The organism is Cognatundibacterium squillarum, from assembly GCF_014652435.1.
In the GTDB taxonomy this organism is placed as follows: Bacteria; Pseudomonadota; Gammaproteobacteria; order Burkholderiales; family Burkholderiaceae_D; genus Undibacterium; species Undibacterium squillarum.
Genome location: NZ_BMYU01000008.1, coordinates 145,958 through 171,680 on the forward strand (window position 1 = coordinate 145,958; position 25,723 = coordinate 171,680).

Here is a 25,723-nt window from a genome sequence, read left to right on the forward strand (position 1 = left end):
ATGCTGACAAAAAAAAGACGGTCACTACCGCCAATCCTGGAATATATGTATTAAATTTCAGCATCCTGAACTTTATATTAAATAACTAACAATTTCAGGTCACACCTGATCTCAACGGCACAAAATGACATTGTTCAATCTCAGTTGAACGCCATTCTGTCTGAGATATTCTCTCAATGAGCTGCAATATTTGTCTCTTTCCTCCGACAGGCGCGACCAAACGCCCACCGATCTTTAGCTGCTGCAATAATTCCTCTGGAATCTCAATCCCGGCAGCTGCCAAAATAATGCCATCAAATGGTGCTATTAATTTCAACCCACCGCACCCATCACCATAATGGAGCCTGATATTTGCTATTCTCAACGGCCGTAAATTACTCTTTGCAAGATCATGTAAAGCCCGGATTCTCTCTATTGAAAAAACTTCTTTCGATACAAGCGACAAAACTGCCGCCTGATAGCCGCAACCCGTTCCAACCTCGAGTACGCGGTCCAGATCCTTTCCAGCCCTCATCAACTCAATCATTCTTGCAACAATATATGGCTGAGAGATAGTCTGATGATGTCCGATCGGCAGAGATGCATCGATATATGCCTGCCCAACCATTCCAGGCTCAAGAAATGCATGACGAGGGATTGAAAGCATGGCATCCAGGACGATCCTATCCTTCACACCAAGCTGCGCAATCCTCTGCACCATCGCTTTGCGCAGCCCTTCGGGTACCGGCTCTCGCTCAACTGATGCGACAACAGGAATCGGCGCCATGTTTTTTTGATGCAAATCGCGAATCTGACGGGAATTTTGCATCGCCGTTTGCCCGGAATACAAGGTATTTGCAATCGCTGAGGGCTTCCCACCCGTCTGTACAACCGACGAAAGTGATAATGGAAAGCGCTTTTCCGGAGACGTCATAAACTATCCAATTCCAGATGCCGCAATTGTTCAAAGTGAGTCAAATCAATTTGCAACGGTGTTACTGAAACATATCGGTTTGCCACTATTGCAAAATCCGTATCGAAACTACCGTCGTCAACACCACCGGGCGGCCCAATCCAGTACATATCTCGGCCTTTGGGGTCACTCATGCGAATGACTGGCTCAGAGCTGTGGCGCTTCCCCAATCTAGCCTTACGCACACCCAGTATTTGGTTTATTGGTTGGTTTGGGATATTAACGTTTAACAGGTATCGTTTACCCAGTTCCGGAAATTGATGCTTAACAAGCTTAGCGGCGACTTGAGCCGCAGCATCCAGATGCATCCACCCTTTATCAACTTGTGAAAAAGCAATCGATGGAATTCCGAATAAGTAGCCTTCTGTAGCAGCCGCAACCGTACCGGAATAAAGTGTATCGTCTCCCAGATTTTGCCCCTGATTAATACCGGAAACAACAAGATCCGGCCTGACCTGCATAAGGCTGGTTAAAGCGATATGAACACAATCGGCAGGGGTACCATTCACAAAGTAAAAACCGTTAGAAGCTTGCTCAACAAAAAGAGGCCTATCTAACGTCAGCGCATTTGACGCGCCTGACCGGTTTGAGTCAGGTGCGACAACGGTAACATTCGCGAAACTCGAAAGTGCCTGAGATAATGCCAGCAATCCCGGCGCGAGATACCCGTCGTCATTACTAATCAAAATATTCATCATTTCAATTTTACATGACGAAAAGGTGGATATTCTAACGACTGAACAGAAATTACGTTGGCTGATGATCCCCTAACCAGTAACGGTTTATATCTTTCAACCCCCATTTCGCGGCATCCTCTCGATTTGCAATTTTGTCCTGAACACCCGGCCCTGAAAGATCGATTAATTCTGGCTGGAGATAACTCATCGACTTAATAGAATAAAAAACTCTAACTTTTGGTGTCAGCAATGATTTTCCCGCCAATTGTTCGACAACGACACCTAATCTTCCAGACTCCAGCCGAACCAGAGTACCAACAGGATAAATACCAATACTCTTCACAAAAGCCTGAAAAATTTTTTCATCAAAATGGCCTTTACTCCACTCCGCCATTTTACGCAGTGACTCTGCAGGACACCAACCCTGCTTATAAGGACGATTTGACGTAATTGCATCGTAAACGTCGCAGACCGCGCCCATTCTCGCAAACAGGCTGATCTCCTCTCCTTTTAATCCTTTCGGATAACCCGTGCCGTCAATCTTCTCATGATGATGCAAACATACATCTAAAGAAATCTCACTGACACCCTCAGAATCACGCAACATTTTATATCCCGCGGCAGGATGCTCTTTAACGGAAATAAACTCTTCGTCCGTCAACTTTCCTGGTTTATTGAGGATGTCGCCTGGCACCATCATCTTACCGATATCATGCAGCAACCCAGCAACACCTGCCTCACGCGTCTGGTGCTCATCAAGCCCCAGCTGCTTTGCCAACGCAACCATTAATGCACAAACCGCAACTGAATGCATGTAGGTGTAATCATCTTTAGTTTTCAGCCTGGCGAGACCAATCAGCGCTCCAGGATTACGCATAACGGAACTGGAAATTTCTTCAACCAGCTCTTTGGCATTATCGACATTTACCGCTTTGCCCATGCGAGCCTCAGCGAACATGGTATAAACAGCCTCCTTAGACTTATCGACAATCCGAGATGCTCTGCCAAGCTCCTCTTCCATGCTGGCTGGTACGATAATTCTTGGCGCCGGCACGGTTGCTACAACCTTTGCTTCCGGTGGAGGACTTGATGCTGGCTCTGACTGTTTGGGCTGATCGATATCAAGACCTTTATCAGTATCAATCCACGCTTCCCTGATACCTGATTTCAGAATCTGTCTGACCTCATCAAGATCGGAAATCAAAAAAGATTTTTTCCAGAATGGTGTGCTAATCCACGAACCACAAAGTTCATGGACATACATCCCGACACGCAACTTGGCTACCTGGATCTTTTTCAACATACTTCAATCACGATGATACTGACCGACGGCCAGATGTTTCACAAAAGAATCATTTTACAACGGCATTTCTGTTGCTGCCTGAAGGACAAACTATTTAATGTTTTGAGTCAATCGCATTGTCTCAGTAATACAAACTGCTTAAAAAAATTCTGCATAAGACTGTTCTGAATAAAACTCAGGTTATATGGATGCTCTGACACTAACCTTGGGATTTGCATTGCCTCAGGAATTTTATTTATTTCAGACGCGATTTTCCCCCATAGTACCAGCACCGGAGGTTCGGAAGAAATGCTCTGCAGATGACACAGAATTTCACGCAAAAATGGCAACCAGGATTTACCATCTTTCGCCGGAGGCACGTCATCCCGGAACACTAGGGAAGCATTCAGTAACAAAAAACCTTTTTCTATCAGATTATTCTGTAGTTCCGGCAAGGTTCTGATTAATTGGATTCCGGTACTATTTGCTTTCGGCAGTATGCTTGACATTACATCACCGGAAGTTTGATTTGCCTGCAACAATCCCTCCGTCACGCAAAGCATTTTAAGAAAATTTCTGAGTGACGTTGCCTTATTAACAGCTTTAGTAAAACCCGATTCATCCCGGAGCCATATCTCATCAACCGCACCATCCATGAATGCATAACCGGTTGCACTCTCTGCACGCGGATAAGGCCCTTCGCCAATTAAGGCGTAACGAATTTCCGCAGGTGAACGCGAAAAAGCAGCAAATATCCTATTCTGGGTGGGTAAATAACTGCTTTCGGCCAAATTACGCAGATAACCGGGAAATGAAGTTTCTACCGCCCGCAAACCACGCATAACAGGCATAAGCCATTCTGGATGAACTTTCGATAAAGCATCATCAAGCCCGCGAGGGATTTCAAACTCTGTCAATTAATTTGCTCCCATTACAGCTGGCATGGAAGCAACGGGTACTCCCGGCACGACCATTGGAACATTTTGGGGAGGTGGTGGTGGCGGAACTGCACCGGAAATGTTTCGTACAGGATAGTTTGTGACACTTGCACCCGAATTTTCAGCGACTGGAGCAACAATGCCATTAGCCGCAGTCAAATTACCTTGCGGCAACTCAATCCTTCGCAAAACCCCGCCTTCAGTAAACTGCACAGATCTCGCTGAAATTTCCCGCACCTGAACACCAGGAACGATATCCTCGCCAACCCGCACAGGCTTGGCAGGTTTTCCGTCTGCAACAACCAAGGCAACGCTTGGCAGACCAGCTCGTGACAAAATCACCCCTTTTAACAGGTAGCTGGAGGCTGCATTCTGCGCAGACTGACTCTCACCAAAAATACTGCCCCACATCCCTGCTGCAGGCTCAAAACTTTGCTGCACAACCGAAGAGGATACGCCACGCGCCTGTCCTTTAAACATTCGCATACCCCAAACTGCAACGCTTGCACAAAGCAATAAAAAACAACCAAAACTTAACAACACCGGAAGACGCTTCATCACTATTCCTATCAGCGCACAAGGGAATTAATTTCAATAATCGGCATCAGAACAGCCAACACAATAACAAGCACAACTACGCCCATCACAAGGATCAATAATGGCTCCAGCATACCTGCCATTGCCAGCGCTCTGCGCTCCAGATCCTGCTCCTGGGTGTTAGAAGCACGCTGCAACATCGAAGGCAATTCACCAGTTACTTCACCCGCACGTATCATATGAATTAAAACAGGCGGAAAATGCTTACTCGTAGAAAGTGCGCGTGCCAGACTAACACCCTCTCTGACACTATTTGTCGCCTCCTCCACCTGAGCCTTCATCGCAACATTCGATACAGTTTCACTGCTGGTTTGCAGCGCTTTTAAAATAGGAACACCGGATCCCGTAGTAATTGCCAGTGTTGACGCAAACCTGGCGGTATTCAGGCTACGCTCAAAACGACCATAAACTGGCGCATTCAGCAACCATTTATGCCACCGTAACCTTACTGTCGGATCACGCAAGGCCATTTTCCATCCGAATCCCGCAAGCGCAATTACAATCGCGACAATCCAGCCGCTGCTTCGGACAAAGTCCGAAATTGCCAGCATGGCAACCGTGAGGGCGGGCAACTTTTGCTTTGTATTTGCAAAAACTGACACAATCTGGGGGACAACATAGGTCAGGAGAAATATAACAATCGCAAACGCAACAACGGTCACAATTGCAGGATAGGTAAATGCAAGTTTTACTTTCTGCGCAAGTGCATTTCGCCGCTCGATATAGTCCGCCAAACGCGACAATACATTAGCAAGCTGACCAATATGCTCGCCGGACGCAACCAGAGCCCGGTAAATATCCGGAAAATCCTGTGGATGCTGTTTAAGCGCATCAGATAATGGGGATCCCGCCATTACTTCTGACCGAACCGCTGCAATTAAATCACGAATAAAGGTACGCTCGGCTTGCTCAACTAAGGCGGTCAGAGATTGCTCAAGCGGCAAGCCTGATTCCAGCAAACTGGCAAGTTGGCGGGTAAACATCGCCAGTTCGACAGTCGACAATTTTTCGGCAAACACGCTGATTCCGGATTTGCCCGACCTGGCATTTTGCTGAATTTGCTCGACATTTACCGGAACCAACCCTTGTGAGCGCAGATCGCTGCGCGCCGCGCGGGAACTGTCAGCGTTTAAGACGCCTTTGGATATCTGCCCCTGCGCATCTACTGCTTCATATCGGAACGCTGGCACAATTTAGTCCTTTGTTACACGCAACAATTCTTCCAGCGTAGTCACACCACCCGCCAGCCACCGGTCACCATCCTCACGCATCGTTTTCATGCCGTCACGCTGAGCTGCCTGCCTGATATCAGCCTCTGATGCCTGATGATGAATTTGCGATCGGATTTCATCTGTAGTTTGCAACAACTCATAAACACCAACACGTCCTGAATATCCAGTGTGCCCGCAATGCTCGCAGCCTGCAGCATGCCAGTGACCGTTTTCTTCATATTTGCAGTGACTACAAAGCTTTCTGACCAAACGCTGAGCGACAACCCCTAGCAACGAAGAAGACAACAGAAAAGGCTCGATCCCCATATCCATCAACCGGGTAACAGCTGATGCTGAATCGTTTGTATGCAGTGTAGCCAGAACCAGATGGCCTGTAAGCGATGCCTGCACTGCAATCTGTGCCGTTTCCAGATCACGAATTTCACCGATCATAATGACATCCGGGTCCTGGCGAAGAATGGCACGCAGCGCTTTTGCGAACGTCATATCGATTTTCGCATTGACCTGTGTTTGCCCCACCCCTGCCAGCTCATACTCAATCGGATCTTCAACTGTCAGTATGTTTGTAGTTCCAGCATTGACTCTGGACAATGCTGCATAAAGCGTCGTGGTCTTACCAGAACCGGTTGGCCCGGTAACCAGCACAATTCCGTGCGGCTGTGCAATCAGCTTATCGAATTGCCCAAGAACATCTGTGCTCATGCCAAGATGAGATAAATCGAGACGGCCCGCTTCCTTATCCAGCAAACGCAACACTGCGCGCTCTCCATGGCCTGTAGGCAATGTAGAAACACGCACATCCACAGGCTTACCGCCGATACGTAAGGTAATACGTCCATCCTGAGGCAAACGTTTCTCTGCGATATCAAGCTGCGCCATAATTTTGATACGGGAAATCAGTGACGCATGAATTGCCTTCCTTGGACGAACCACATCTCTTAATGTGCCATCGACGCGAAAACGTACTACCGAAATCTGTTCAAATGGTTCGATATGAATATCAGATGCGCCATCCCGCAATGCCTGCGTCAGGAGTGCATTAATCATGCGAATAATCGGCGCGTCGTCAGACGATTCCAGCAAGTCTTCCACTGCCGGCATATCCGACATCAACTTTGCAAGATCCAGATCAGACTCAACCTCTCCGACCACATCAGCGGCATCACCACCTGAACCGGCATAAGTACGTGCTATCAGAGCAGCAAGTTCTTCGTCAGATAACAACTCATAACGAACTTTCCCGAATCGTCTGCCAACTTCAGAAATTGCTGCGGGCGAAGTACCTCGTGCAATATTCAGCACCACAGGAAGTTCCGGCTGACTGCTATCCCGACCTGCGACAATCGCATGATCGCGGGCAAATGCAAACGGCAGCAAGCGATATTCCATCATTACTGTTTTTCCTTTGCGGAATTCGACGCAGGTTTTGCAGCGGATGGGATCACCAGCTTACCTTTATCCATTCTGAGTCCCTGATTAACGAATTCCGGACTCAGTGCCGGGGAAATTTGTGTACGCATGTAATCGTAGCGATCCAGCGACAACGCTGCTCCCTGCTCCGCTGAGCGGATCACTACCGGGCGCAAAAAGACCATCAGATTTGTCTTACCACGCTTATTCGTCTGATAGCGGAACAGGTTTCCAACTACCGGCAGATCACCCAGCAGTGGCACTTTCTCGGCAGCCTCACTGGCACTGTCTTCAATCAGACCACCAAGCGCGAGCACCTCACCATCTTCGATCAGTACATTCGTTGCGATTGTCCGCAGTTTTGTAATCAGACCTGTAGTGCCAGTAGATACTGAAGTATCAATACTGGAATTCTCCTGGTAAATCGCCAGCTTCACAGTCCCACCCTCAGAAATTTGAGGTTTCACAGTCAACTTCAGACCAATCTCTTTCCGCTCAATAGTCTGAAACGGATTCACGCCAGCAGAACCGGTAGACGCGGATGTCGTGAACTGGCCGGTAACAAACGGTACATTCTGGCCAACTGTAATTCTCGCTTCTTCGTTATCCAGCGTCAGCAGATTCGGCATCGACAAAATATTGGCATTACCCTTACTTTGCAAAGCGTGAGCAACCGCACCCAATCCTAGCTTGCCATTAATATTTTTAAATATACCCAGTGTAAGGCCACTTGTCGGCGTCGGCGATTTACTTGTCGCAAGACTTAATAAGTTATTTCCGGAGTCGGTAAAGCTGGTTACACCACCAACGCGAATGTTACTTGAGTCATCGCCTGTCAGTGCTGCCCACTGAACACCCAGCTCGTCCACTTTATCCGCAGAAATCTCAACAATCAGAGCCTCAACATAAACCTGCGCACGGCGGGCATCCAGCTGGTCGATGACAGCGCGCAAATTACGATAAACAGGCTCGCTAGCCGTGATAATCAACGTGTTGGTCGCAGCATCTGCCTGAATAAACCCTGCACCGCTGCCACCAGAAGATGACTGCTGCGAGGATGTCGAAGATTGTGGCAAGCCACCACCGGTTACACCCGTATTAGCGTTTGCCAGCCCCGAACCTGTTTGTGCAGCACCGGTGCCTGACTGTGTGTTGCCACCACCCAGCGAAGAACCGAGATTCTGCAATCCGCTGCTTAAGTTTGGTTGCGCACTAGTATCGCCTGTCACAATAGAACGCAAGGTTGCCGCAAGCTTCACAGCCTCCGCATTTTTCAGATACACAACATGTACGTTCCCAGGCATTTTCGTTGGCTGGTCCAATTTTTCGACCAGCGACTTCACCAGATTGGCGCGTGCTGCGGAGGGAGCCCGCACCAGAACCGCATTCGTACGCGGATCTGCCATAACAACCGTACGACCAGCTTCCGCACTCCCGTTGTTTTCAATCAGCTTCGCGACCATCGCTGCCATATCACTGGCAATTGCATGGCGGAGCGGAAGAATTTCAAGATCCGAACTCGGTGGCACATCCAGCGCAGCAATAATTTTTGCGATGCGTTTCAGATTATCTGCGTAATCAGTAATTACCAGCGTGTTGTTGCCGGGATTTGCAGCCACAGAATTATTCGGCGAGATCAGCGGCCGGATAACAGTCACAATATTATTGGCCGCTTCATAATTCATTCTGAAAACCTGAGTGACGACCTGATCGCCTTTATTTCCCTCAGATTTTTCGGTTGTATTCGCGGGGCCGGACTGAAGTTTTGCATCAGTCTCAGGCACAACTTTATAGTATCCGTCGGAATAAACAACTGAATAAGTCTGTAACCGCAAAGTAGAGGTCAGTAATTTGAACGCCTGATCTCTCGTCAATGGCTTTTCCGATTGCAGTGTAATTTGTCCTTTCACTCTGGGATCAATGATAAATGTCATCCCTGTGAAGTGTCCGACTGCTTTTATAACCGATTCAATATCCGCGTTAACAAAATTCAGATCGACAGTGTTCGGTGCTGCCTGCGCCGGACTTTGCGTCTGAGCAAAAGACGTTGCTGCGGTCATGCAACCAGCGGCCAGTGCCACTGCTGCTGCGATGGCCGATAATTTCAGCTGGTTTGAGCGAGCTTGCTGAGATTTCATAGTTGCTTTACTTGTCGATTTCATAATTTTCATTTGAATTCTAATGCGATTACGTCTTTTGCACCTTCTTTACGGCGCTGCCCGAGCAAATTCAGCAAGTTTGCCAATTTTGCTTCCGCATCGTCCTGTGCCCATGCTTTACCCGAAAACTGCAGTCTGCCTCCCTGAATACTGCCAGCTCCGGATAACATCATCGGACCTTGTTGGGTCTGCAATTGCAGGTTCATCGTCGTACCTTGCAAATCCAGCCTGACCTGATAGCTTCCCAAAGGCCTGACCGGAGATAATCTTGACGACATGTCACTCAGGGTAAATACCAGTTGTCCCTGACCATTAAACTGCGTACCCTCCCGGACAAAACTGAGGCTCTTCCAGTGCATATCTAATTTGCCGGAGGGACCTATAGTATTCAGCGGCGCACCCAGTCCCTGCAATCTCTCAGTCGGCAACAACAATACTGCTTCGCTGACAAACAATGTCGACACATTGCCTGTCATCAAGACTGGCTTAGAAAGCGCGTCAGGATTGGTAAGAAGCACTTCGATTTGTCCCAATACCAGCATGGGTGAAATCTTCCAGCTAAAACGTCCCGGAAACAGTGGCGTAACAGGTCCGTAATTATCGGCCGCAACACCAACAAACGCTGATCCCGACCAGAACGACCCCTGAACATCGCCAAGACTCAAGCGACCACCAGTCTGTTTTTCCAGCAGTGCAGATAACCACGCGGCAGGCAAAAAAACAATGATCGTCAGAAAAATGGTTATTAAAGCCGCAAACAACCACAACAGTTTGCGTTGCCATGACACCATCAATTAGCTCCCTGACGAATCTGACGCATTGTAAAACTCACACTGACCTGGCCGGTTTCGGCAAGCCCGGTCAGCTTGGCATCTTCAACCACAAGACGAAATGATTTTTGCATTTCCGCAACCCATTCCATCACATTTGCGTATGCGGCCGACTGAATTTGCAGCTTTACGGTTCCGTCACTAATTGAAAGTGTCTGCGCCTTTAAACCACGGGTTGAGAGCGCACTTTCAATCATTTCTTTTGTAACCGGTTCCACGCCCTGACTAAGCAGGGGTGCCAGCTGGTTATACTGCACGCTCAGTGCGTTTATTTCTGCCAGTTGTTGTCGCTGCACCGGAATACTTTTTTCCAAGGAAATACGGCCCGTATATGCCGGGTCGATCGCCAACAAATAGAACAAGGCAACTCCGGCGACAACTGCGCCTGTCGTCAGTGTTTTGCGTTCACGAGGTTCACGCTCAGACCAATATTGTTCAAACTGTGCCTTCAAGACCGCAATCATTTCTTTCTACCTCCTGCACTGACCTGCCATAATCCCTCATTCTTCTTTTCCAGGACTAAAGCTTGTTCAGCAAGTGCTGCACTCAGCGCATCCGCCGGAACAGTGATGCCCGCTTTCACTTTAAACTGGAGCGCTCTTTCTCTGTACTCAATTGTCTCAATCGCCATAGGCTGTGCGCTCATCACTTTGTCCCATGCCTGAGCAAAGCGGAAAGTCACTGACGCAAAATCCGTTGATGAAAACTGACCAGCCTGCTGTTGCGCAGACGCCAGCTTCCGTTGCATTTGCTCCAGAGGAAACTGCACCGGCTCATTCGGGAAAGTAGAACGGAATGTTTCAGTAATTGCTGTTTTCAGGGCTTTTTCTTCCCGTTTAAGACTCAGCCACTCAATATTTAACGCAACAACATTCACTACAATGGCAGCCCCGCCCAGTATCAGCGCCCATTTCCAGCGCTTCCAGTCAAAAGCTGGCTGCGCTGCGATTTCAAAGTCTTTCAATAAATCCGGCACGCCGGAATAAATACCTTGCACGCGCTGCATCCAGCTGCCAGCCTGCACATTCCAGGCACCCAATTCAGGCAATGCTGCCACATCCTGTTTCCAGCGCTCCAGCTCATTTGCCGGCACAACAAGGGTAACCGGCACGCCACTTTCCTGATGCAGCATGATCTGCGCAATCTGCAATACAGCGGTTGATTCAGTTTGATCAAGCAAGCTTGCAGATATACAACCGGGCCCTGCATTGATAGCCAGACCAATGACATCCTGCCCCGGCTCCAGCCAGATGATCGCCGGATCACTCTCGGCACGCCCCGCCAGATGAGCAGCAAACGCCGATAATTTATGCACTCCCCATGTACGGCACAAGCCAACGGTTTGTTGCAACCAGCTTCGGTCCGATACAGCCACAATCGCTTTGCCATCCTTGACCTGACCGGCAGCAAGAACAAGCTCTGCCGCATCCTGACTTAAATACTCTTCCATCAGATTTGGTAACGCGGCTTTAAAACGTGCCGCATTCATCGGCGGAACACTGATTTCAAAGACAGACACATCACTTGGCGCCAGCAGGAAACGGATTTCGCTTGCACCGTGGGCCAGTGCACGAATCTGATTCAGCGCCTGATTTCCCTGCTGCATTAACTGTCCGTCACCTGACATCAGCGCAAATCCAAGCTGAAGCGTTTCCGCCCATTCAGGGTCTTTAAGTGCCACACTGCGCGGAGGCAAAGAAATATAAAGTAAGTTCGCCATATAGGTTTTTAGTTTTCCCGCAACCAGAGCACCGTTGTCGATGCATCATCAGCCCGCTCAATCAATGCACTGATATCCAGTGCAGAACGACTCATTTTCACTTTGCCGTTCACAATAAAAAAGCTGGTCCAGACCTGCAGATCTTTTTCAGTGATTGCTTTCGCTTTATCCGGAAAACGGTTTTGAAAGTCAGCAAGCTGATTGAAATATGCGCGCTCGCGACTGGCGACGATAACGGCTGCGTCGCTCATGCTGACACCTTCGATGCGGGCGGACAAGACTTCGGCCGGTGCTGTATTAAGATTGACTGCGGTAATACCGCCTCTTCGTGGTAAAACAGTCACAAACGTACGAAGTTTGTACACCATTTCAGGCGTATAGCCCGGCACCGAAAGTAAGTCATCTACCTGAGTGAACCCGACAAATTCGATTTCGTTCTTGTCGCGCTGCACGGATTTTGCGGTCTGACTTGCAGAACTGTCAGGTGCGCCTTTAGGTACAACAGGTACAATCTGCGTCTGCGCAATCATGTTTGCAGTGCGTTTTGCCAGTTCAGAAGGCATGCGCAGATTGGAAAGCAACTTAGTATAAACAGCAATCTCGCGAGCATCAGGAATCCCGTCTGTTGCAAGATTATTCAGGTTGTACATCGATTGCGCATCAACAATCTGTCCTGACAAACTGGCTTCGCTGGCCTCCGTATCCTGTTTGCCGTTTTCAACATACTGATCGAGTCGCGTGTCTTCCAGTTTTACTGCCCAGGGTTCCCCCAGATAATCTACTTTACCCGACTGACGTGCATCCTCACGCAAAATCAGCCTGGCCCAGTCAATCGCTCCCCGGAATATCCACTTTTTCTGCAACTGTAATCGCTGATTTTCGATCGAGCGCACCTGCACCTGCTGCTGCCAGAACAGGCTCGCGACGATGGTAATCGCCAGAGTTGTCAGCAACAACGCGGTGACGACGGCAACCCCGTGCTGACGAACTGATTTGGTAATGATGTTCATCAGGCAGCCCCCAGCAGAAAGACTTTTACCATCGGTGCCGGACGACTGATCAGTTGCAGCGTCAGCTCCAGCCCCGCGAGTTTGGCTGATTTGGGGCCGGTTATTGCCGGAAAAGCAGGGTTTGTCAGCACTTGTGACGGATTCTGAATATCATCACCACCGCTGCGCCATCCTGTCTCGCCTGTTTTCCAGGTCCGCATTTGGATGGACTGTACATCTTTCTGTAACACAATCGGTGTCGTTCCGTCGCCATCGCTCATGGCAAGCTCCCAGTCAGCGCGTAAACGCCTGAGTTCGCGGGTCAGCGGCAGTTCGCGTCGGCTCAGCTGCGCATCCACGACACTGTAAACCACAACCTGATAACGAGTCGGCTGTGCATCATCACTGACGGCACGGATCAGCATCAGCTTATTACCACCGGCACTCAGCACACTCTGTCCGGGTAGCAGACTGGCATCCATCAGGTGTGCGCAATCATTTTCAATCTGTGCGAACGCCAGCTGAATGCCGCGACTTTGTTCCATTTCCTGATTCAGCGCTTGCCGCGAACGGATAATTCCGTCCAGACCGCGCCAGCCAAGTACGGCGATCATTGCCAGAATCGAAATGGCAATCAGCAATTCGATCAGGGTAAAACCTGAGGAAGAACGACGCAGGCGGTACTCAGAGCGCATTCGGCACCACCTGATTCAGTTTGATAATTCGACGGTCAGGACGATCCGCCATAAAGACTGACACTTCAACCCGACGGAATGAAGGATTTGGCGTGGGAATCACGCGTTCATGACACATCAGTTGCAACTCAGCCTGCGGGCACTCAAAGTCGCGCTCACCAAGCGACGGCCATTCACGTGCCAGCCGGATACTGGCCAGCCGGTTTTCCGCCGACCATGTTGCCATCATCGATGTACGCAGGTCCGTGCTGTTCTGCGTAAGACTGCCAACAGCTCGCAAGCTGGCACCCAGTGCGGTACCAACAATAAATAAAGCGACCAGAACTTCCAATAATGTGAAGCCGGTTTGGGTTTGGAGCGATAAACGCTTACTGATCAACATAAAAATGTCCTATGCCATCAGCACGAATACTGACTTTTTCCGCATCAGACTGCAGTGTCAGTACAAAAGGTTTATCAACCGGCTCGCGGCCAAACACAATACGGAACTGGCCCGGTTGTACCGGCGCAGGTTCCAGTGTCAGCGTAAGCGGGGAAATATCGTACTGGCGTTCCCGCAATAAATCATCTTTGAGCGGTATCCAGCGTTGTTCAGAACGTATCAGAAAACGGTAGGCAAACTGGTCCAGTTCAATCGCCACCGGCAGATTGCGCAGAATGGCCTCATCCCGCGCCAGTTCCAGTAGCGAAGAGATGCGCTTAGCTTCGCGTTCCAGATGCTGTTTTTTACCGGGCACTGCGGTGACACTGATCATGCCAAGAATTAACCCGGCAATCACCATGACCACCATCAGCTCAAGCAGCGTGAAACCGCGCTGCTTTGCATTGCGCATCATTTGTTAACCGTCGCTGCCGGAATTACAGATCCCAGTTGCCGATATCGGCGTTATAGCCGTCACCGCCGGGCTGACCATCAGCGCCGTAAGAAAACACGTCGAATTCACCTTTCAGACCCGGATTCAGATACTGATAAGGATTACCCCACGGATCTTTTGGCAGTTTTTCAATATAGCCTTTCCAGCCGGCTGCTGCCGGACCGGATGTAGGACGGGTAACGAGCGCTTGCAAACCCTGTTCGGTCGTCGGATAACGCTGGTTGTCCAGCTTGTATAATTTCAGTGCCTGCGTAATTGAGGCGATATCCTGTTTGGCGGCGGTTACTTTGGCATCGTCGGCACGGCCCAGTACTTTCGGCGCAACCAGCGCTGCCAGAATACCGAGAATCACCACGACCACCATAATTTCCATCAGGGTAAAACCTGCGGCACGACGACGCTGACGAACTGCTGCTAAACCAGAATTCAACATATATTCAACCTCTAATAAACAAATGACCCGCTGCATGCAAATCACATACAGCAAAGCGCCCGCAAGTATAAAACGACAATTCCCGTGCAGTGCGTTTTTTCAGGACAAATCATGAAAAAATTTTATCGCTCCGTCGCGGGTGTCTGAATTTGCCACAAAACTGCAGCGCAGCGCAATATCAGCGCACCGAGTGGAGCCTCAGTGGCAAATTGCGCAACCGCTGCCCTGTCAGTACGGCAAGTGCATTGGCAACTGCCGGTGCAACTGGCGGAACAGCAATTTCTCCGACACCCTGCGGCACATCACCGCCCGGCATCAGCACTGTTTCAATCTGCGGCAAGTCCGTGATACGCAAGACCGGATAATCGTGAAAATTTGATTGCCGGACTTTACCGCCTTCAATCGTAATCTCACCGAACAATGCCGCACTCAGACCAAACACCACGCCAGACTCCAGTTGCTGTTGCACCAGATTCGGATTGACCACCAGTCCGCAATCTGCAACAACACGGATGCGATGCACACGAATCTGGCCAGCTTGCACAGATACCAGTGCCGCCATCGCCACAACCGATCCAAAACAGGCATGCAATGCAATGCCCCATGCCTGCGACGCCGGCGCAGGCTCCCGGGTTTCTGCCAGCCGCTTCAGCACTGCCTCGTGGCGACTCCCCGGTTTCAGATGCCGCAAACGAAATTCCAGCGGGGCAACGCCTGCGGCCGCAGCCAGCTCGTCAATAAAGCACTCTTTAAAAAATGCGTTATGTGAATGCCCCACTGAACGCCAGTAACCTACAGGCACATCCGAATGCACGATGGCATGTGAAATTTGCTGATTCCTGATCTGGTAGCACAGATCATATTCACCTTCTGCCGTCGACTTATCCGGTCCCATTCCGGGCAAGCCAAGCAAACGCTGCGTGAACTGATGCGCGATGGATGCGGATGCTGACAGGTTTTCCCATGCAGCGATAGTGCCATCCTCATTCAGCGCCGCATGAAAACGGGCTATCGCTGCCGGACGGTACATGTCGTGTTGCATATCATCGCTGCGGTTCCAGATTAACTGCACAGGCCTGCCTTTAACCGCCTTTGCAATCGCAATGACTTGCCGCACCATATCTGCCTCCAGTCTGCGTCCGAATGCGCCGCCGGCAGGTAATTCATGCAGAACAATATTCTTAGCGGGCAAACCGGTCAGATGCTGCGCCAACTTATACACCACCGTTGGCACCTGGGTTGCGCCCCACAGCTCCAGTTTGTCATCATGCAGATGCGCGGTAAAACTGACCGGTTCCATCGCCGCATGGGCGAGAAACGGTGCACTGTATTCAGCCTTCAGAATGCGTCGCCCCTCAGGATTCACCAGAACGCCGCGTGCATCGCCTTTGTAGTGATACACGTGTGCAGCTGCCGGTGTCAGTGCCTGCTCCAGTTGTGCACGGATTTTTTCTGAACTGAGATCCGGGTCCCCGCCGCGCCAAACGACAGGCAAGGCATCTGCGGCTTGCCGGGCCTGCCAGTAACTATCGGCGACCACCGCAACGCCCGGATACCCACCCTGACCAACATCTGCAGACACATCCACCACGGCCTGCACACCGGGACGCTGACGGACTGCCGCTGCATCCATACTTGCCAGTTGCTGACCAAAACGCTCCGGCATACGAATCGCGGCAAACAACATGCCCGGCAAGCGCACATCGATGCCAAATGTGGTTTGCGCATGACTCTTGGCATGCGCATCCAGCCTTTGCTGCGGTTTACCAATCAAACGAAATGCGCTGGCAGGCTTCAGTTGCACAGAACTGATCTGTTGTTTTGCTGCATCCGCAGCCAGCTCTGCATAGGAAAAGGATTGCTGCTGATACCAGACCCGCCCGTCGCGAGCCGCACAAGCATCCACTGCAACCTTCCAGCGTGCAGCAGCAGCCTGCACCAGCAAACTGCGTGCAAATGCACCTGCCTCGCGCAAGCCCTGCCACGCGTCGCGGATACCGGATGATCCGCCGGTCAGTTGCAAACCGATTTCGCGTGCGGTTTTCAGCATCAGCCAGTCTGTCAGACGACGTGACAGACTGTCGTCATCCGGATGAAACGGCAGCATATCCACGACTGCGGTCAGATTGGCGTAGATCGGGTCCGGCGGCGCATGTTGTACGCGCACTTGTGACAGACTGACTTCCAGTTCCTCGGCAACCAGCATCGCCAGACCCGTATGGATACCCTGCCCCATTTCGGTTCTGTGTACCATCACAATAATCTGCCCGTCGGGCGCAATCTGCACCCAGCCATTCAGAGCAACCGATTGCGCAGCAGGATCGGAAAAAGCCGCATGTAAACGCTGACGCGGTGGCAATGCGGCCCAGCCGCATGCAAGTGCGCCACCGGCACCGAGCAAACCCAGTACCAGACGGCGGCGTGGACTAAAGCCTTGTTTCATCTGTGGTCTCCGTTATTGTTGTTTTGCACTGCCTGTTGCGGCCGGATGCTGCCGCTGATTTTTCTTATGACTGACGACGCGGATAACCTTCGGCCAGAATGCGGGTCCATACCGCATCTTTTTCAGCCTGATTCATAAACACCCACTGCGCCACCTCGCCGACAGTACGGCCGCAACCACGGCAAATATCATCGAACAAAGTGGAGCACACCGCGACACAAGGTGTATCGGGGCGTTGCTGAGGGTCATTCCAGGGGTGAGACATACTTTTTCCTTCACTACTGCCAGCCGGAGTTGATGTTTCCGGTTGGCATTTATCATTCTGAATGAATATAGTACTTGAAGTTACTGCGGATTGCGGCAAGGCATGTTCGGTTTAGAGCGTTCCGGCAACAGTCATACCGCATCGGCTAAAGCCGTGAAAACGGTACGCGGATTGACACAGCCTAGTCAGTCTTGGGACAATTCTGTCTTGATGGAAACGCATTCTATGGTTGACACCCACTGTCACACCGCCGTATTCAGCATATTTTCCTGTCTGCAATCTGCCAGACAGCCCTCCGGCTCCACCCCTTGCAATACAAAAATTCAAAGGCTTTACCATGGCAAAAGATTTTATCCAGACCCTGATCCTGCTGATCCTGGTCACTGATCCGTTCGGCAACGTGCCGATTTTTGTTTCTGCGCTGGCCCATGTGCCGCCGCAGCGCCGCTGGCGTGTGATCGTGCGTGAATGCGCGATTGCATTCGGTCTGCTGCTGTTATTCATGTTCTTCGGCAAAGCATTTCTGAATCTGATGCAGTTATCCGAAGTATCGATTCGTATCGGCGGCGGTGTGATTCTGTTCCTGATTGCGCTGCGTATGGTGTTCCCGCAGGAAGGCGGCGTGTTCGGTGATGCAGAAAATAATTCCGAGCCTTTCATCGTACCGCTTGCGATTCCGGCGCTGGCTGGCCCGTCTTCGCTGGCAACGGTCATGCTGTTCTCCTCTGACAGCACACAGGAAATGACCATCCATCTGGCAGCACTGATTGCAGTGGCGATTGTCTGGCTGGTAGTGTTGCTGGGTGCAGAGCGTATGCAGCGCATTCTGGGCGCCAAAGTGATGACCGCGTTCGAACGTCTGATGGGTCTGATTCTGGCAGCGATGTCGATCGAAATGCTGCTGGCAGGTATCCGCGAATATCTGAAAACACTGAGCTGATACGCTTGCGCAAATCGCTAAAACAAACGCCACCTGCGGGTGGCGTTTTTGTTGCTGCAGACGTTCTGCAATGTGTCATTCTTCAGGCAAACGGGTGCTGCCATTGTGCAGAACACCGCATTTGACGATTTTCAGACCTGCCCGCTCGCCCAGTGTTTCTGCGGACGTCCGCAAAAAATGCCTGTTTTTCTGTGCTCAACTCCGCATTTTGGCCATTTTCGGACTGTGACAGCTATTTTCAGCCGATCTAGCCGGTAACGCCCTGCTCACGCAATGCCTGAATCTCGGCGTCGCTGTAACCAAGCGATTGCAGAATCGCATGATTATGCTCACCAAGCTGCGGCCCCATCCAGCGCGTACCGCCGGGCGTTGCCGACATTTTTGGTGTCACTGCAGGTAATTTGACCGGCGTGCCGTCGGCAAACTGATGTTGCTCGAACATATTCCGCGCCAGAAACTGCGGGTCTTGCAGCATATCCCGCACCGAAAAAATTTTACTGACCGGCACATCGGCAGCCCGCAAAGTGACGAGCGCAGCATCCACGGTCTGCGTACTGCACCAGTCCTGAATCGCCTGATCAATTTCTGCCGTGCGCGGCACGCGGCCATCGTTACGTGCCAGTTGAGTATCATGCGCCAGATCCTCCCGACCGATTGCCAGCATCAGGCGATGAAAAATCGCATCACCGTTACCGGCGATAACCAGATTGTCACCTTCCTGCGTGGTGTAAGTATTCGACGGTACGATGCCCGGCAAGGCGCCGCCGGTACGCTCGCGCACCACACCGGCCACATCGTATTCCGGCACCAGCGATTCCATCAGATTGAATACCGATTCGTACAAGGCCACATCCACCATCTGCCCTTGCCCCGCTTGCAATTCAGTACCGGCTTTCCCGTTCCAGCGACCTCCGGTCACATCACGGTGACGCAAGGCCATCATCGCGCCGATTACCCCGTGCAGTGCAGCTACGGAATCACCGATCGAAATACCAACCCGCACCGGTGGCCGGTCGGCATGACCTGAAACATAGCGAAGGCCGCCCATCGATTCGCCAACCGCACCGAAGCCCGGCATATCACGCATCGGGCCGTTCTGACCGTAACCGGACAGCCGCACCATGATCAGGGCCGGATTAATCGCGCGCAACGCTTCATAACCCAGCCCCCATTTTTCCAGCACACCGGGGCGGTAGTTTTCGATGATGATATCGGCTTGCAATGCCAGTTCACGGGCAATCTGCCGTCCCTGTTCAGTCTTCATATTCAGCGTCAGGCTTTGCTTATTGCGCGCCTGCACGCTCCACCACAGCGAAGTGCCATCTTTCAGCACACGCCACTGGCGCAAAGGATCGCCGCCGTCGTTAATCACATCTGCACCAAATTCCGCCAGCATACGCGCGCAGAACGGTCCGGCGATCAGCGTACCGAGTTCCAGTACGCGGATACCTGACAAAGCTCCTGTTGTCTTCATAATTCGTCAGAAAAAGAAAAGTAAGCGACGGCGTTCGCGCTGCAGATTGTGTCTGGCCTGCGCTTCCAGCCGCTGGCGGAAATACGGGGTGAAGTAAAGTTCGCTGCGTGCCAGAAATTTTTGTAAAACACCGGCACGGCCTAAACGGTAGGGAATGGCAGCAACCCATGCATATTCTTGGCGGATTGCTGCCGCATATAGCCGGTACTGCGCCGGAGGCAAACCCAGTACCGATAAATCGAGATCCAGAAACAAGGCCGCCTCCGGCACATGGGCCGCAAGCGACAACTGATGACTGCTAGTGGCCAGAATGCAGGCATTCACCGCATCGCAACGTTCCGCGCTGAAACCAGCTTGCTGCATCCACTGCACTGCCAGCGCTGCGCTGCGTGCTTCATTGTCTTTGGCTTCCGGATCGTAAATCAGGTCATGAAACCAGATCGCCAGTTTCAGCACCGCTTCGTCATGCACAGTAAGCGGCGATTGCGCCAGATGGCGCAGCATCGCGGCGATATGCGAGAAATTGTGATAAGCACGGTGCGGTTCCGTGTAATGCTGCTGCAACTGTTGCCAGCCTTGCTGCGCATGATCAGGCGACACCGCCAGTTGCTGCATCAGCGCAAACCATGCATCTGATAAAGCACTGTTGTCATGCATTGTCAGGCGGGACGACGGTCCAGTAAGGCGCGGGCAATGGTACCCGGATCCACGTACTCCAGCTCGCCACCGGCAGGTACACCGCGTGCAATACGTGTGACTGCAATATCGCGGGCTTTCAGGGTTTCGCTGATGTAATGCGCGGTGGCTTCACCTTCACTGGTGAAATTGGTTGCCAGCACCACTTCGCGCACTTTGCCGTCACTGGCGCGCTGCATCAGCTTATCGAAAAAAATATCACGCGGCCCGATACCATCGAGCGGCGACAAGCGCCCCATCAGCACGAAGTACAAGCCTTTGTACATCAGGGTTTGCTCAATCATCATCTGATCTGCCGGGGTTTCCACCACGCACAGCAGAGAGGCATCGCGTTCCGGATCAGAGCAGGTTTCGCACAATCCGGTTTCGGTATAGGTGTTACAGGAAGAACAGTGATGGATTTGTTGCAGGGCATGCAGAATCGCATGCCCCAGGGTATCCGCCCCTTCCCGGTCATGCTGCAGCAAATGATAGGCCATACGCTGCGCTGATTTCGGCCCGACACCGGGCAGACAGCGCAACGCATCCATCAGAGCTTCCAGACTGCCGGGACGTTTTTTCATCAGAATGGCATTTTGAAGCCGGGTGGCAGTGGCAGACCAGCGGTCAGCGATGCCATTTTTTCCTGAGAAGTCGCTTCTGCTTTACGTACCGCATCGTTGAATGCTGCAGCAACCAGATCTTCCAGCATATCTTTGTCATCTGCCAGCAGGGACGGATCGATAGAAACACGTTTCACATCGTTTTTGCAGGTCATGACCACTTTCACCAGACCGGCACCGGACTGGCCTTCGACTTCGACCAGCGCCAGTTGATCCTGCGCTTTTTTCATATTGTCCTGCATTGCCTGCGCTTGTTTCATCAAACCGGCCAGTTGATTTTTCATCATGTTAAATACTCCAGCTAAAAAATTAGTGTGTGCGGTCGACCGGCTTTACGCTGCCAACCACCAGTGTTGCGCCGAATTCGCGCATCAGACGCTGTACAAATGCGTCATCCCGAATCGCTTGTTCTGCCTGTTGCTGACGTGCTTCCCGCGCTGCAATCGCTGCAGCATTCGCCGTCAGCGCCACAGCGCCGGTTTCATGTTCGACTCTGACCGGACGCTGGAAACGCTCACTGAGCGCCGCTGCCAGTTTTTCATCGCTGCCGGCAGACAACAAAGTGGCGACCGGCACACGGATTTTAAAGACAAACATTTGCCCGTCGGCACGGCAATGCACCAGTTCACTCTGATGCGCCAGTTGCTGCGCGATACCACGCACCGGCAAGGCTGCGGAAAGCGCAGGCCAGTCACCATCCCAGCCCAGCTCAGGTACCGGGGCGCGCCATAATACACGATCCGCTGCAGCCGCCTCAACCGGCGCACGCACAGCAGGCGCTGCGGCAGGCTGACTGATTTCATCTTCCGGAAATGCCGGCGGCATATCGCTGGTATCCGGCATTTCTGCGTAATCTTCCCACGGCGGTGGCAAATCATCCATACCGACCGGCATTCCCTGCCCTGCCGCCGGTGGCGGCACAGGACGGGCTGGCGGAACGGGTGAAGCCGGTGCTGAAGCCTCTGGCTGCGGCGCTGGTTCAGCTGGCGGCATGAGCGCAGGTGCGCGAACAGGTTCAGGAACCACAGGCGCAGGCGCAATCACGGGGACTGGCTGAACTATGGGTGCGGCATTAACAGGCGTTGCCGGTGCAGGAACGGGAGCCGGTGCTTTCGGCGGCATTGCCGGCATCTCAGGCACCGGTTTTCCCTCGGCTTTCGCTTTGCTGGCCGCCTGCGCGGCACGCAATGCTGCCATCGCAGGACTCAGTGGCTTACCATCTGCTTTCACTGCCTGCGCAGCCGCAACCGGTGCGGCAACGACAGGTGCTGCGGCCGGAGCTGCGGAAGCTGCCGGCACGGCTGCCTGCGCCGCCTGCCGGACTGGCGATACAGCAGCAGGTGATTCGTTGCGGGGTGCCCGTATCGCTGCCTGATCCGGACTACCCGCGGGCTTTCCCGGCGGTAGCGGTCCTGCGCCACGCACAGGGTTGGAATCGGGGCTGGATGCGGCATTCTGCGTATAGATCTGGCTGTCGACCGGACGGAAAGCGAGCATCCGTAACAGCGTCATGCTGAAACCTGCATACTCGTCCGGCGCCAGACCCAGTTCGTTGCGTCCATGGACTGCGATCTGATAAAACAATTGCACATCTTCGCGACTGAACATGCCTGCCAGTCGCAGCAAATGTTCGCGCTCCGGCAAGTCTTCCGCCACAGCTGCCGGAACCACCTGCGCAATCGCAATCTGGTTCAGCATACTGCCGAGATCCTGCAAGGCATTTTTGTACGACAGACTGCGCACCGCCATTTCATCGGCCACCGCCAGCAGTGCCTGTCCATCCTGTGCCGCCAATGCGTCCAGCAAACGGATCAGATACGACTGATCCAGCGCACCGAGCATGCCCTGTACCGATTCCAGACTGACTTTTCCGGCGGAATACGCAATCGCCTGATCGGTCAGCGAGAGTGCATCACGCATAGAACCATGCGCACCCTGCGCCAGCAGACGCAAAGCAGGCGGATCGAATTCGATGTTTTCCTGACCGAGAATATTTTCCAGGTGCCCGACTATGTGGCCCGGCGGCATCTGCTTCAGATTGAACTGCAGACAGCGCGACAATACCGTGACCGGAATTTTCTGCGGATCGGTCGTCGCGAGAATGAATTTCACATGCTCCGGCGGTTCTTCCAGCGTTTTCAGCATCGCATTAAACGCATGGTTGGTCAGCATGTGCACCTCGTCGATCATGTAGACCTTGAAACGCGCATTGGACGGTGCGTAAATCGCCTGTTCCAGCAGTGCCGCCATTTCATCGACGCCACGGTTAGAAGCCGCGTCCATTTCGATGTAATCGACAAAACGTCCGGCATCGATCGCGACGCAGGCTTCGCATTGTCCGCACGGACTGGCGGTGACGCCTTTTTCACAGTTGAGCGATTTAGCCAGAATCCGCGACAGCGTGGTTTTTCCCACACCCCGGGTTCCGGTAAACAGATAAGCGTGGTGCAGACGCTGCTGTTCTAAAGCATGCGTCAGGGCACGTACGACGTGTTCCTGTCCGACCAGCGTTTCAAAACTTTTCGGACGGTATTTTCGGGCGAGTACTTGATATGACATCCTGCGATTTTAACCTATTCAACCCGCATCAAAGTGAATAATGATGCATCAGCCACAGGACTAAAATTGATGCTTACGCGACATTGCGTTCTTTTGATACACGAATCGCATCTTCATTTTCCGCAGAAACGACCGGCGCTTGCTCAAGGTAGGTCTCCAGACGCGCCAGCAACTCATCCCGCTGACGCAATTCCTGACGCAGCGCATGTAATTCACGGCTCAGCGCGCGGATGTCTGCATGCAATTCCTGCTCCAGCTCTTCCTCTTCCTCTTCAACAAATAAAGCAGCAATATTTGCCGTCACAATCGAGAACATCGCGTAACCGAGCAGCACAATGAATACCGCGAAAATTTTGGAGGCTGCCGTCGAAGGCACGATATCGCCGTAACCTACTGTCGCGATGGTGGTAAACGCCAGCCAGACACCGTTAGCATAGCTGTGCACATTCGGTTCCAGCCAGTAAAAACCGGCACCGGCAGAACACAGCATTACAATCGCCAGACCTACGACCTGCACAAGATGGCTGGGGCGCATGTGTTGCAGAATCAGCATCGCAAAGCGCAGCACAATCGCGGCACACAGACCAAGCCGCATAATCCATTCTGCAGTACTCCAGCTTTGCGCCGGCGCCAGCAAACTGATGACACAGCCAGCAGCGATTCCCATATCCAACATCAGCTTGCCATGCCGACGTGAAGACCAGCGACTACGACGCCATTGCAGCATTGCATCGGTCACAATCAGCGTTGCAGCAATACCATAACAAGCTCTTCCGGCAGTCCGAAACAAATCGGTGTCGCCGGCAAGCTCCAGATAAAAACCCGGAATCGTGATCATTAACCCCAGCAGCAATAAAGGACGACTGAGCCACGCAACAAAGCGCTGGGTCACAGGCAGCATATTCTGCTTGTCATTCATTCGGGATTTTCGTTTTTTTGCGACCACGCTTTACCTGCCGGAATAAAAAGTTCTAAAAACAGACGGGCTGACGATCTGCCCGCATTTATTCATCATAGCAAGTCGCTTTAGCTGCCATCAAAAAACACGCAGCTTTGTTATTTCATCGCAACAAAACAAGGCAGAAAACAAAACAGCGCAGACATTCCGGTCTGCGCTGTTTTGTTTCAGGCTTCAGATTTCAGTGACCTGTCATCAGAAATCCTGCAGTTATTTATAGGCTCCGCAACCAACCAGATAGTTTTCATGTTTTTCAACATACGAAGACTTTGGCTCCAGTGCTTTCGTCACCGGATTCGGCCACGGATAATCCACCCAGCCACTACCCTTCTTATTCACGGTATCAATCATTTCGCGAATGATGAATTTGTCGCCGGCCTTCATATCCAGCAATACTTTGCCCTGCATCTTCGGGTTAGTACCATGTGCCAGATTCACTCCGTTCAGGTCGTACACGAACAGATATAAGTCCTTGTCGTGAAACTCTTTGTTCGCGGGATTTGAAAATTCTGCAAACGCTTTTTCTTTGCCAACTTGTTTAATATAGGCAATGCCTTTTTTCACCATGGCCTGCGCCTGTTCTGTCGTACCGCGCTCCTGCGCCGAAGCGGAACCTGTCGCCATCACAGCCAGTACTGCCATCACAAACATTCTGCGGAATAACTTCATCATCTCCTCCTGTCAGTTGTTTTAACAATGAGACTAAGCATATCCAGCCAGCAACATCGCAGCAAGGAAAAAGCATGTGCAAATACACAAGTGAAAACATTGCTTGAGAAATATCAGAAAGCCAAGTCCTGACCAGATAGCTGAGAAATAACAGGAAGTGTTGCGAAGAAGATCGCTGAGAAAATGAAGAGGTGGCGAGCCTGATCTGCGGCACTTGCGGGATGCGGCTATGGCTGCTTCGTTCCCGACCTGACCAGGTTAACCACGCCACAATGCGCAGGGGCCCGCCAGTCGAGCATTATAGCGGATAACCGCCCCCGCGTGAAGT

26 protein-coding genes and 1 other RNA gene are annotated in these 25,723 nt (G+C 51.8%); 1 reads left to right on the forward strand and 26 read right to left on the reverse strand.

The features are described 5' to 3' along the window. Positions 1-94 precede the first annotated feature (94 nt). The 18 genes from IE092_RS15260 to IE092_RS15345 all read right to left on the reverse strand — a co-directional run bounded on the left by IE092_RS15260 (position 95) and on the right by IE092_RS15345 (position 17,497). Complete coding sequence (locus IE092_RS15260) at positions 95-913, reverse strand: protein-L-isoaspartate(D-aspartate) O-methyltransferase (protein ID WP_189358060.1); 819 nt, start codon at positions 911-913, stop codon at positions 95-97. Then, positions 910-1,647, reverse strand: coding sequence for a 5'/3'-nucleotidase SurE (gene surE, locus IE092_RS15265; protein ID WP_189358116.1), 738 nt, complete (start codon positions 1,645-1,647; stop codon positions 910-912). Before surE ends, IE092_RS15260 begins: the two co-directional genes overlap by 4 nt. Before the next feature lie 52 nt (positions 1,648-1,699). Further along, positions 1,700-2,932: an HD-GYP domain-containing protein gene (locus tag IE092_RS15270; RefSeq protein ID WP_189358061.1), complete on the reverse strand. Its 1,233-nt coding sequence runs from the start codon at positions 2,930-2,932 to the stop codon at positions 1,700-1,702. 107 nt (positions 2,933-3,039) lie between these two features. Beyond that, on the reverse strand, positions 3,040-3,828 hold the full coding sequence (locus tag IE092_RS15275) for a uracil-DNA glycosylase family protein (RefSeq protein WP_189358062.1): 789 nt from the start codon (positions 3,826-3,828) through the stop codon (positions 3,040-3,042). Further along, positions 3,829-4,407 (reverse strand): hypothetical protein, encoded by a 579-nt coding sequence (locus IE092_RS15280; RefSeq protein WP_189358063.1) that lies wholly within the window; start codon positions 4,405-4,407, stop codon positions 3,829-3,831. 11 nt (positions 4,408-4,418) lie between these two features. Further along, entirely contained in the window at positions 4,419-5,636 is a 1,218-nt protein-coding gene (gspF, locus tag IE092_RS15285) for a type II secretion system inner membrane protein GspF (RefSeq protein ID WP_189358064.1), read from the reverse strand. Positions 5,637-5,639: 3 nt separating this feature from the next. Continuing rightward, positions 5,640-7,070 carry a type II secretion system ATPase GspE gene (gene gspE / locus IE092_RS15290; protein WP_189358065.1) on the reverse strand — a complete coding sequence of 477 codons (1,431 nt, stop codon included), beginning with the start codon at positions 7,068-7,070 and terminating at the stop codon, positions 5,640-5,642. Next, the gene (gene gspD / locus IE092_RS15295) at positions 7,070-9,250 is read right to left on the reverse strand and encodes a type II secretion system secretin GspD (protein ID WP_229793205.1); all 2,181 of its coding nucleotides are present in this window, start codon (positions 9,248-9,250) and stop codon (positions 7,070-7,072) included. The genes gspE and gspD overlap by 1 nt, the downstream gene beginning before the upstream one ends. A 5-nt stretch (positions 9,251-9,255) precedes the next feature. Next, positions 9,256-10,038, reverse strand: coding sequence for a type II secretion system protein N (gene gspN / locus IE092_RS15300; protein ID WP_189358066.1), 783 nt, complete (start codon positions 10,036-10,038; stop codon positions 9,256-9,258). Then, complete coding sequence (gspM, locus tag IE092_RS15305; RefSeq protein WP_189358067.1) at positions 10,038-10,541, reverse strand: type II secretion system protein GspM; 504 nt, start codon at positions 10,539-10,541, stop codon at positions 10,038-10,040. The genes gspN and gspM overlap by 1 nt, the downstream gene beginning before the upstream one ends. Continuing rightward, on the reverse strand, positions 10,538-11,797 hold the full coding sequence (gspL, locus tag IE092_RS15310; RefSeq protein WP_189358068.1) for a type II secretion system protein GspL: 1,260 nt from the start codon (positions 11,795-11,797) through the stop codon (positions 10,538-10,540). The genes gspM and gspL overlap by 4 nt, the downstream gene beginning before the upstream one ends. Before the next feature lie 8 nt (positions 11,798-11,805). Next, positions 11,806-12,807 (reverse strand): type II secretion system minor pseudopilin GspK, encoded by a 1,002-nt coding sequence (gene gspK, locus IE092_RS15315; RefSeq protein ID WP_189358069.1) that lies wholly within the window; start codon positions 12,805-12,807, stop codon positions 11,806-11,808. Continuing rightward, positions 12,807-13,481 (reverse strand): PulJ/GspJ family protein, encoded by a 675-nt coding sequence (locus IE092_RS15320; protein WP_189358070.1) that lies wholly within the window; start codon positions 13,479-13,481, stop codon positions 12,807-12,809. The genes gspK and IE092_RS15320 overlap by 1 nt, the downstream gene beginning before the upstream one ends. After that, entirely contained in the window at positions 13,471-13,863 is a 393-nt protein-coding gene (gspI, locus tag IE092_RS15325; protein WP_189358071.1) for a type II secretion system minor pseudopilin GspI, read from the reverse strand. The genes IE092_RS15320 and gspI overlap by 11 nt, the downstream gene beginning before the upstream one ends. Then, positions 13,850-14,317: a type II secretion system minor pseudopilin GspH gene (gene gspH / locus IE092_RS15330; RefSeq protein ID WP_308427141.1), complete on the reverse strand. Its 468-nt coding sequence runs from the start codon at positions 14,315-14,317 to the stop codon at positions 13,850-13,852. The genes gspI and gspH overlap by 14 nt, the downstream gene beginning before the upstream one ends. A 22-nt stretch (positions 14,318-14,339) precedes the next feature. Next, on the reverse strand, positions 14,340-14,789 hold the full coding sequence (gene gspG / locus IE092_RS15335) for a type II secretion system major pseudopilin GspG (protein WP_189358072.1): 450 nt from the start codon (positions 14,787-14,789) through the stop codon (positions 14,340-14,342). Between the two features lie 178 nt (positions 14,790-14,967). Then, entirely contained in the window at positions 14,968-17,232 is a 2,265-nt protein-coding gene (locus IE092_RS15340) for a xanthine dehydrogenase family protein molybdopterin-binding subunit (protein WP_189358073.1), read from the reverse strand. A gap of 64 nt (positions 17,233-17,296) precedes the next feature. Further along, positions 17,297-17,497, reverse strand: coding sequence for a DUF1289 domain-containing protein (locus tag IE092_RS15345; protein WP_189358074.1), 201 nt, complete (start codon positions 17,495-17,497; stop codon positions 17,297-17,299). 337 nt (positions 17,498-17,834) lie between these two features. Here IE092_RS15345 and IE092_RS15350 point away from each other — a divergent pair, with 337 nt between their 5' ends. Beyond that, complete coding sequence (locus tag IE092_RS15350) at positions 17,835-18,437, forward strand: MarC family protein (RefSeq protein ID WP_189358075.1); 603 nt, start codon at positions 17,835-17,837, stop codon at positions 18,435-18,437. Between the two features lie 247 nt (positions 18,438-18,684). On the opposite strand, the gene IE092_RS15355 is transcribed toward IE092_RS15350, so the two are convergent. From IE092_RS15355 to ffs, 8 genes are all read right to left on the reverse strand, one after another. Beyond that, on the reverse strand, positions 18,685-19,911 hold the full coding sequence (locus IE092_RS15355) for a CaiB/BaiF CoA transferase family protein (RefSeq protein ID WP_189358076.1): 1,227 nt from the start codon (positions 19,909-19,911) through the stop codon (positions 18,685-18,687). 6 nt (positions 19,912-19,917) lie between these two features. Beyond that, positions 19,918-20,568: an HD domain-containing protein gene (locus tag IE092_RS15360; RefSeq protein WP_189358077.1), complete on the reverse strand. Its 651-nt coding sequence runs from the start codon at positions 20,566-20,568 to the stop codon at positions 19,918-19,920. Between the two features lie 2 nt (positions 20,569-20,570). Then, positions 20,571-21,170, reverse strand: coding sequence for a recombination mediator RecR (recR, locus tag IE092_RS15365; RefSeq protein ID WP_189358078.1), 600 nt, complete (start codon positions 21,168-21,170; stop codon positions 20,571-20,573). Beyond that, positions 21,170-21,496 carry a YbaB/EbfC family nucleoid-associated protein gene (locus IE092_RS15370; protein WP_189358079.1) on the reverse strand — a complete coding sequence of 109 codons (327 nt, stop codon included), beginning with the start codon at positions 21,494-21,496 and terminating at the stop codon, positions 21,170-21,172. Before IE092_RS15370 ends, recR begins: the two co-directional genes overlap by 1 nt. 22 nt (positions 21,497-21,518) lie before the next feature. Then, positions 21,519-23,768, reverse strand: a complete 2,250-nt coding sequence (locus tag IE092_RS15375; protein ID WP_189358080.1) for a DNA polymerase III subunit gamma/tau — start codon at positions 23,766-23,768, stop codon at positions 21,519-21,521. A 73-nt stretch (positions 23,769-23,841) separates the two neighbouring features. Then, positions 23,842-24,687: a potassium channel family protein gene (locus IE092_RS18885; RefSeq protein WP_229793206.1), complete on the reverse strand. Its 846-nt coding sequence runs from the start codon at positions 24,685-24,687 to the stop codon at positions 23,842-23,844. Positions 24,688-24,936: 249 nt separating this feature from the next. Continuing rightward, the gene (locus IE092_RS15385) at positions 24,937-25,398 is read right to left on the reverse strand and encodes a cache domain-containing protein (RefSeq protein ID WP_308427142.1); all 462 of its coding nucleotides are present in this window, start codon (positions 25,396-25,398) and stop codon (positions 24,937-24,939) included. 187 nt (positions 25,399-25,585) lie between these two features. Beyond that, an RNA gene (gene ffs / locus IE092_RS15390) (signal recognition particle sRNA small type) lies at positions 25,586-25,684 on the reverse strand. Between the last annotated feature and the right edge of the window lie 39 nt (positions 25,685-25,723).

What these genes read in the sequence shown, in the direction of transcription:
- IE092_RS15260 (WP_189358060.1), bottom strand. Translation starts at nt 913, where the DNA reads ATGACGTCTCCGGAAAAGCGCTTTCCATTATCACTTTCGTCGGTTGTA.
- surE (WP_189358116.1), bottom strand. Translation starts at nt 1,647, where the DNA reads ATGAATATTTTGATTAGTAATGACGACGGGTATCTCGCGCCGGGATTG.
- IE092_RS15270 (WP_189358061.1), bottom strand. Translation starts at nt 2,932, where the DNA reads ATGTTGAAAAAGATCCAGGTAGCCAAGTTGCGTGTCGGGATGTATGTC.
- IE092_RS15280 (WP_189358063.1), bottom strand. Translation starts at nt 4,407, where the DNA reads ATGAAGCGTCTTCCGGTGTTGTTAAGTTTTGGTTGTTTTTTATTGCTT.
- gspE (WP_189358065.1), bottom strand. Translation starts at nt 7,070, where the DNA reads ATGATGGAATATCGCTTGCTGCCGTTTGCATTTGCCCGCGATCATGCG.
- gspD (WP_229793205.1), bottom strand. Translation starts at nt 9,250, where the DNA reads ATGAAATCGACAAGTAAAGCAACTATGAAATCTCAGCAAGCTCGCTCA.
- gspN (WP_189358066.1), bottom strand. Translation starts at nt 10,038, where the DNA reads ATGGTGTCATGGCAACGCAAACTGTTGTGGTTGTTTGCGGCTTTAATA.
- gspM (WP_189358067.1), bottom strand. Translation starts at nt 10,541, where the DNA reads ATGATTGCGGTCTTGAAGGCACAGTTTGAACAATATTGGTCTGAGCGT.
- gspL (WP_189358068.1), bottom strand. Translation starts at nt 11,797, where the DNA reads ATGGCGAACTTACTTTATATTTCTTTGCCTCCGCGCAGTGTGGCACTT.
- gspK (WP_189358069.1), bottom strand. Translation starts at nt 12,807, where the DNA reads ATGAACATCATTACCAAATCAGTTCGTCAGCACGGGGTTGCCGTCGTC.
- IE092_RS15320 (WP_189358070.1), bottom strand. Translation starts at nt 13,481, where the DNA reads ATGCGCTCTGAGTACCGCCTGCGTCGTTCTTCCTCAGGTTTTACCCTG.
- gspI (WP_189358071.1), bottom strand. Translation starts at nt 13,863, where the DNA reads ATGTTGATCAGTAAGCGTTTATCGCTCCAAACCCAAACCGGCTTCACA.
- gspH (WP_308427141.1), bottom strand. Translation starts at nt 14,317, where the DNA reads ATGATGCGCAATGCAAAGCAGCGCGGTTTCACGCTGCTTGAGCTGATG.
- gspG (WP_189358072.1), bottom strand. Translation starts at nt 14,789, where the DNA reads ATGTTGAATTCTGGTTTAGCAGCAGTTCGTCAGCGTCGTCGTGCCGCA.
- IE092_RS15340 (WP_189358073.1), bottom strand. Translation starts at nt 17,232, where the DNA reads ATGAAACAAGGCTTTAGTCCACGCCGCCGTCTGGTACTGGGTTTGCTC.
- IE092_RS15345 (WP_189358074.1), bottom strand. Translation starts at nt 17,497, where the DNA reads ATGTCTCACCCCTGGAATGACCCTCAGCAACGCCCCGATACACCTTGT.
- IE092_RS15350 (WP_189358075.1), top strand. Translation starts at nt 17,835, where the DNA reads ATGGCAAAAGATTTTATCCAGACCCTGATCCTGCTGATCCTGGTCACT.
- IE092_RS15355 (WP_189358076.1), bottom strand. Translation starts at nt 19,911, where the DNA reads ATGAAGACAACAGGAGCTTTGTCAGGTATCCGCGTACTGGAACTCGGT.
- IE092_RS15360 (WP_189358077.1), bottom strand. Translation starts at nt 20,568, where the DNA reads ATGCATGACAACAGTGCTTTATCAGATGCATGGTTTGCGCTGATGCAG.
- recR (WP_189358078.1), bottom strand. Translation starts at nt 21,170, where the DNA reads ATGAAAAAACGTCCCGGCAGTCTGGAAGCTCTGATGGATGCGTTGCGC.
- IE092_RS15370 (WP_189358079.1), bottom strand. Translation starts at nt 21,496, where the DNA reads ATGATGAAAAATCAACTGGCCGGTTTGATGAAACAAGCGCAGGCAATG.
- IE092_RS15375 (WP_189358080.1), bottom strand. Translation starts at nt 23,768, where the DNA reads ATGTCATATCAAGTACTCGCCCGAAAATACCGTCCGAAAAGTTTTGAA.
- IE092_RS18885 (WP_229793206.1), bottom strand. Translation starts at nt 24,687, where the DNA reads ATGAATGACAAGCAGAATATGCTGCCTGTGACCCAGCGCTTTGTTGCG.
- IE092_RS15385 (WP_308427142.1), bottom strand. Translation starts at nt 25,398, where the DNA reads ATGATGAAGTTATTCCGCAGAATGTTTGTGATGGCAGTACTGGCTGTG.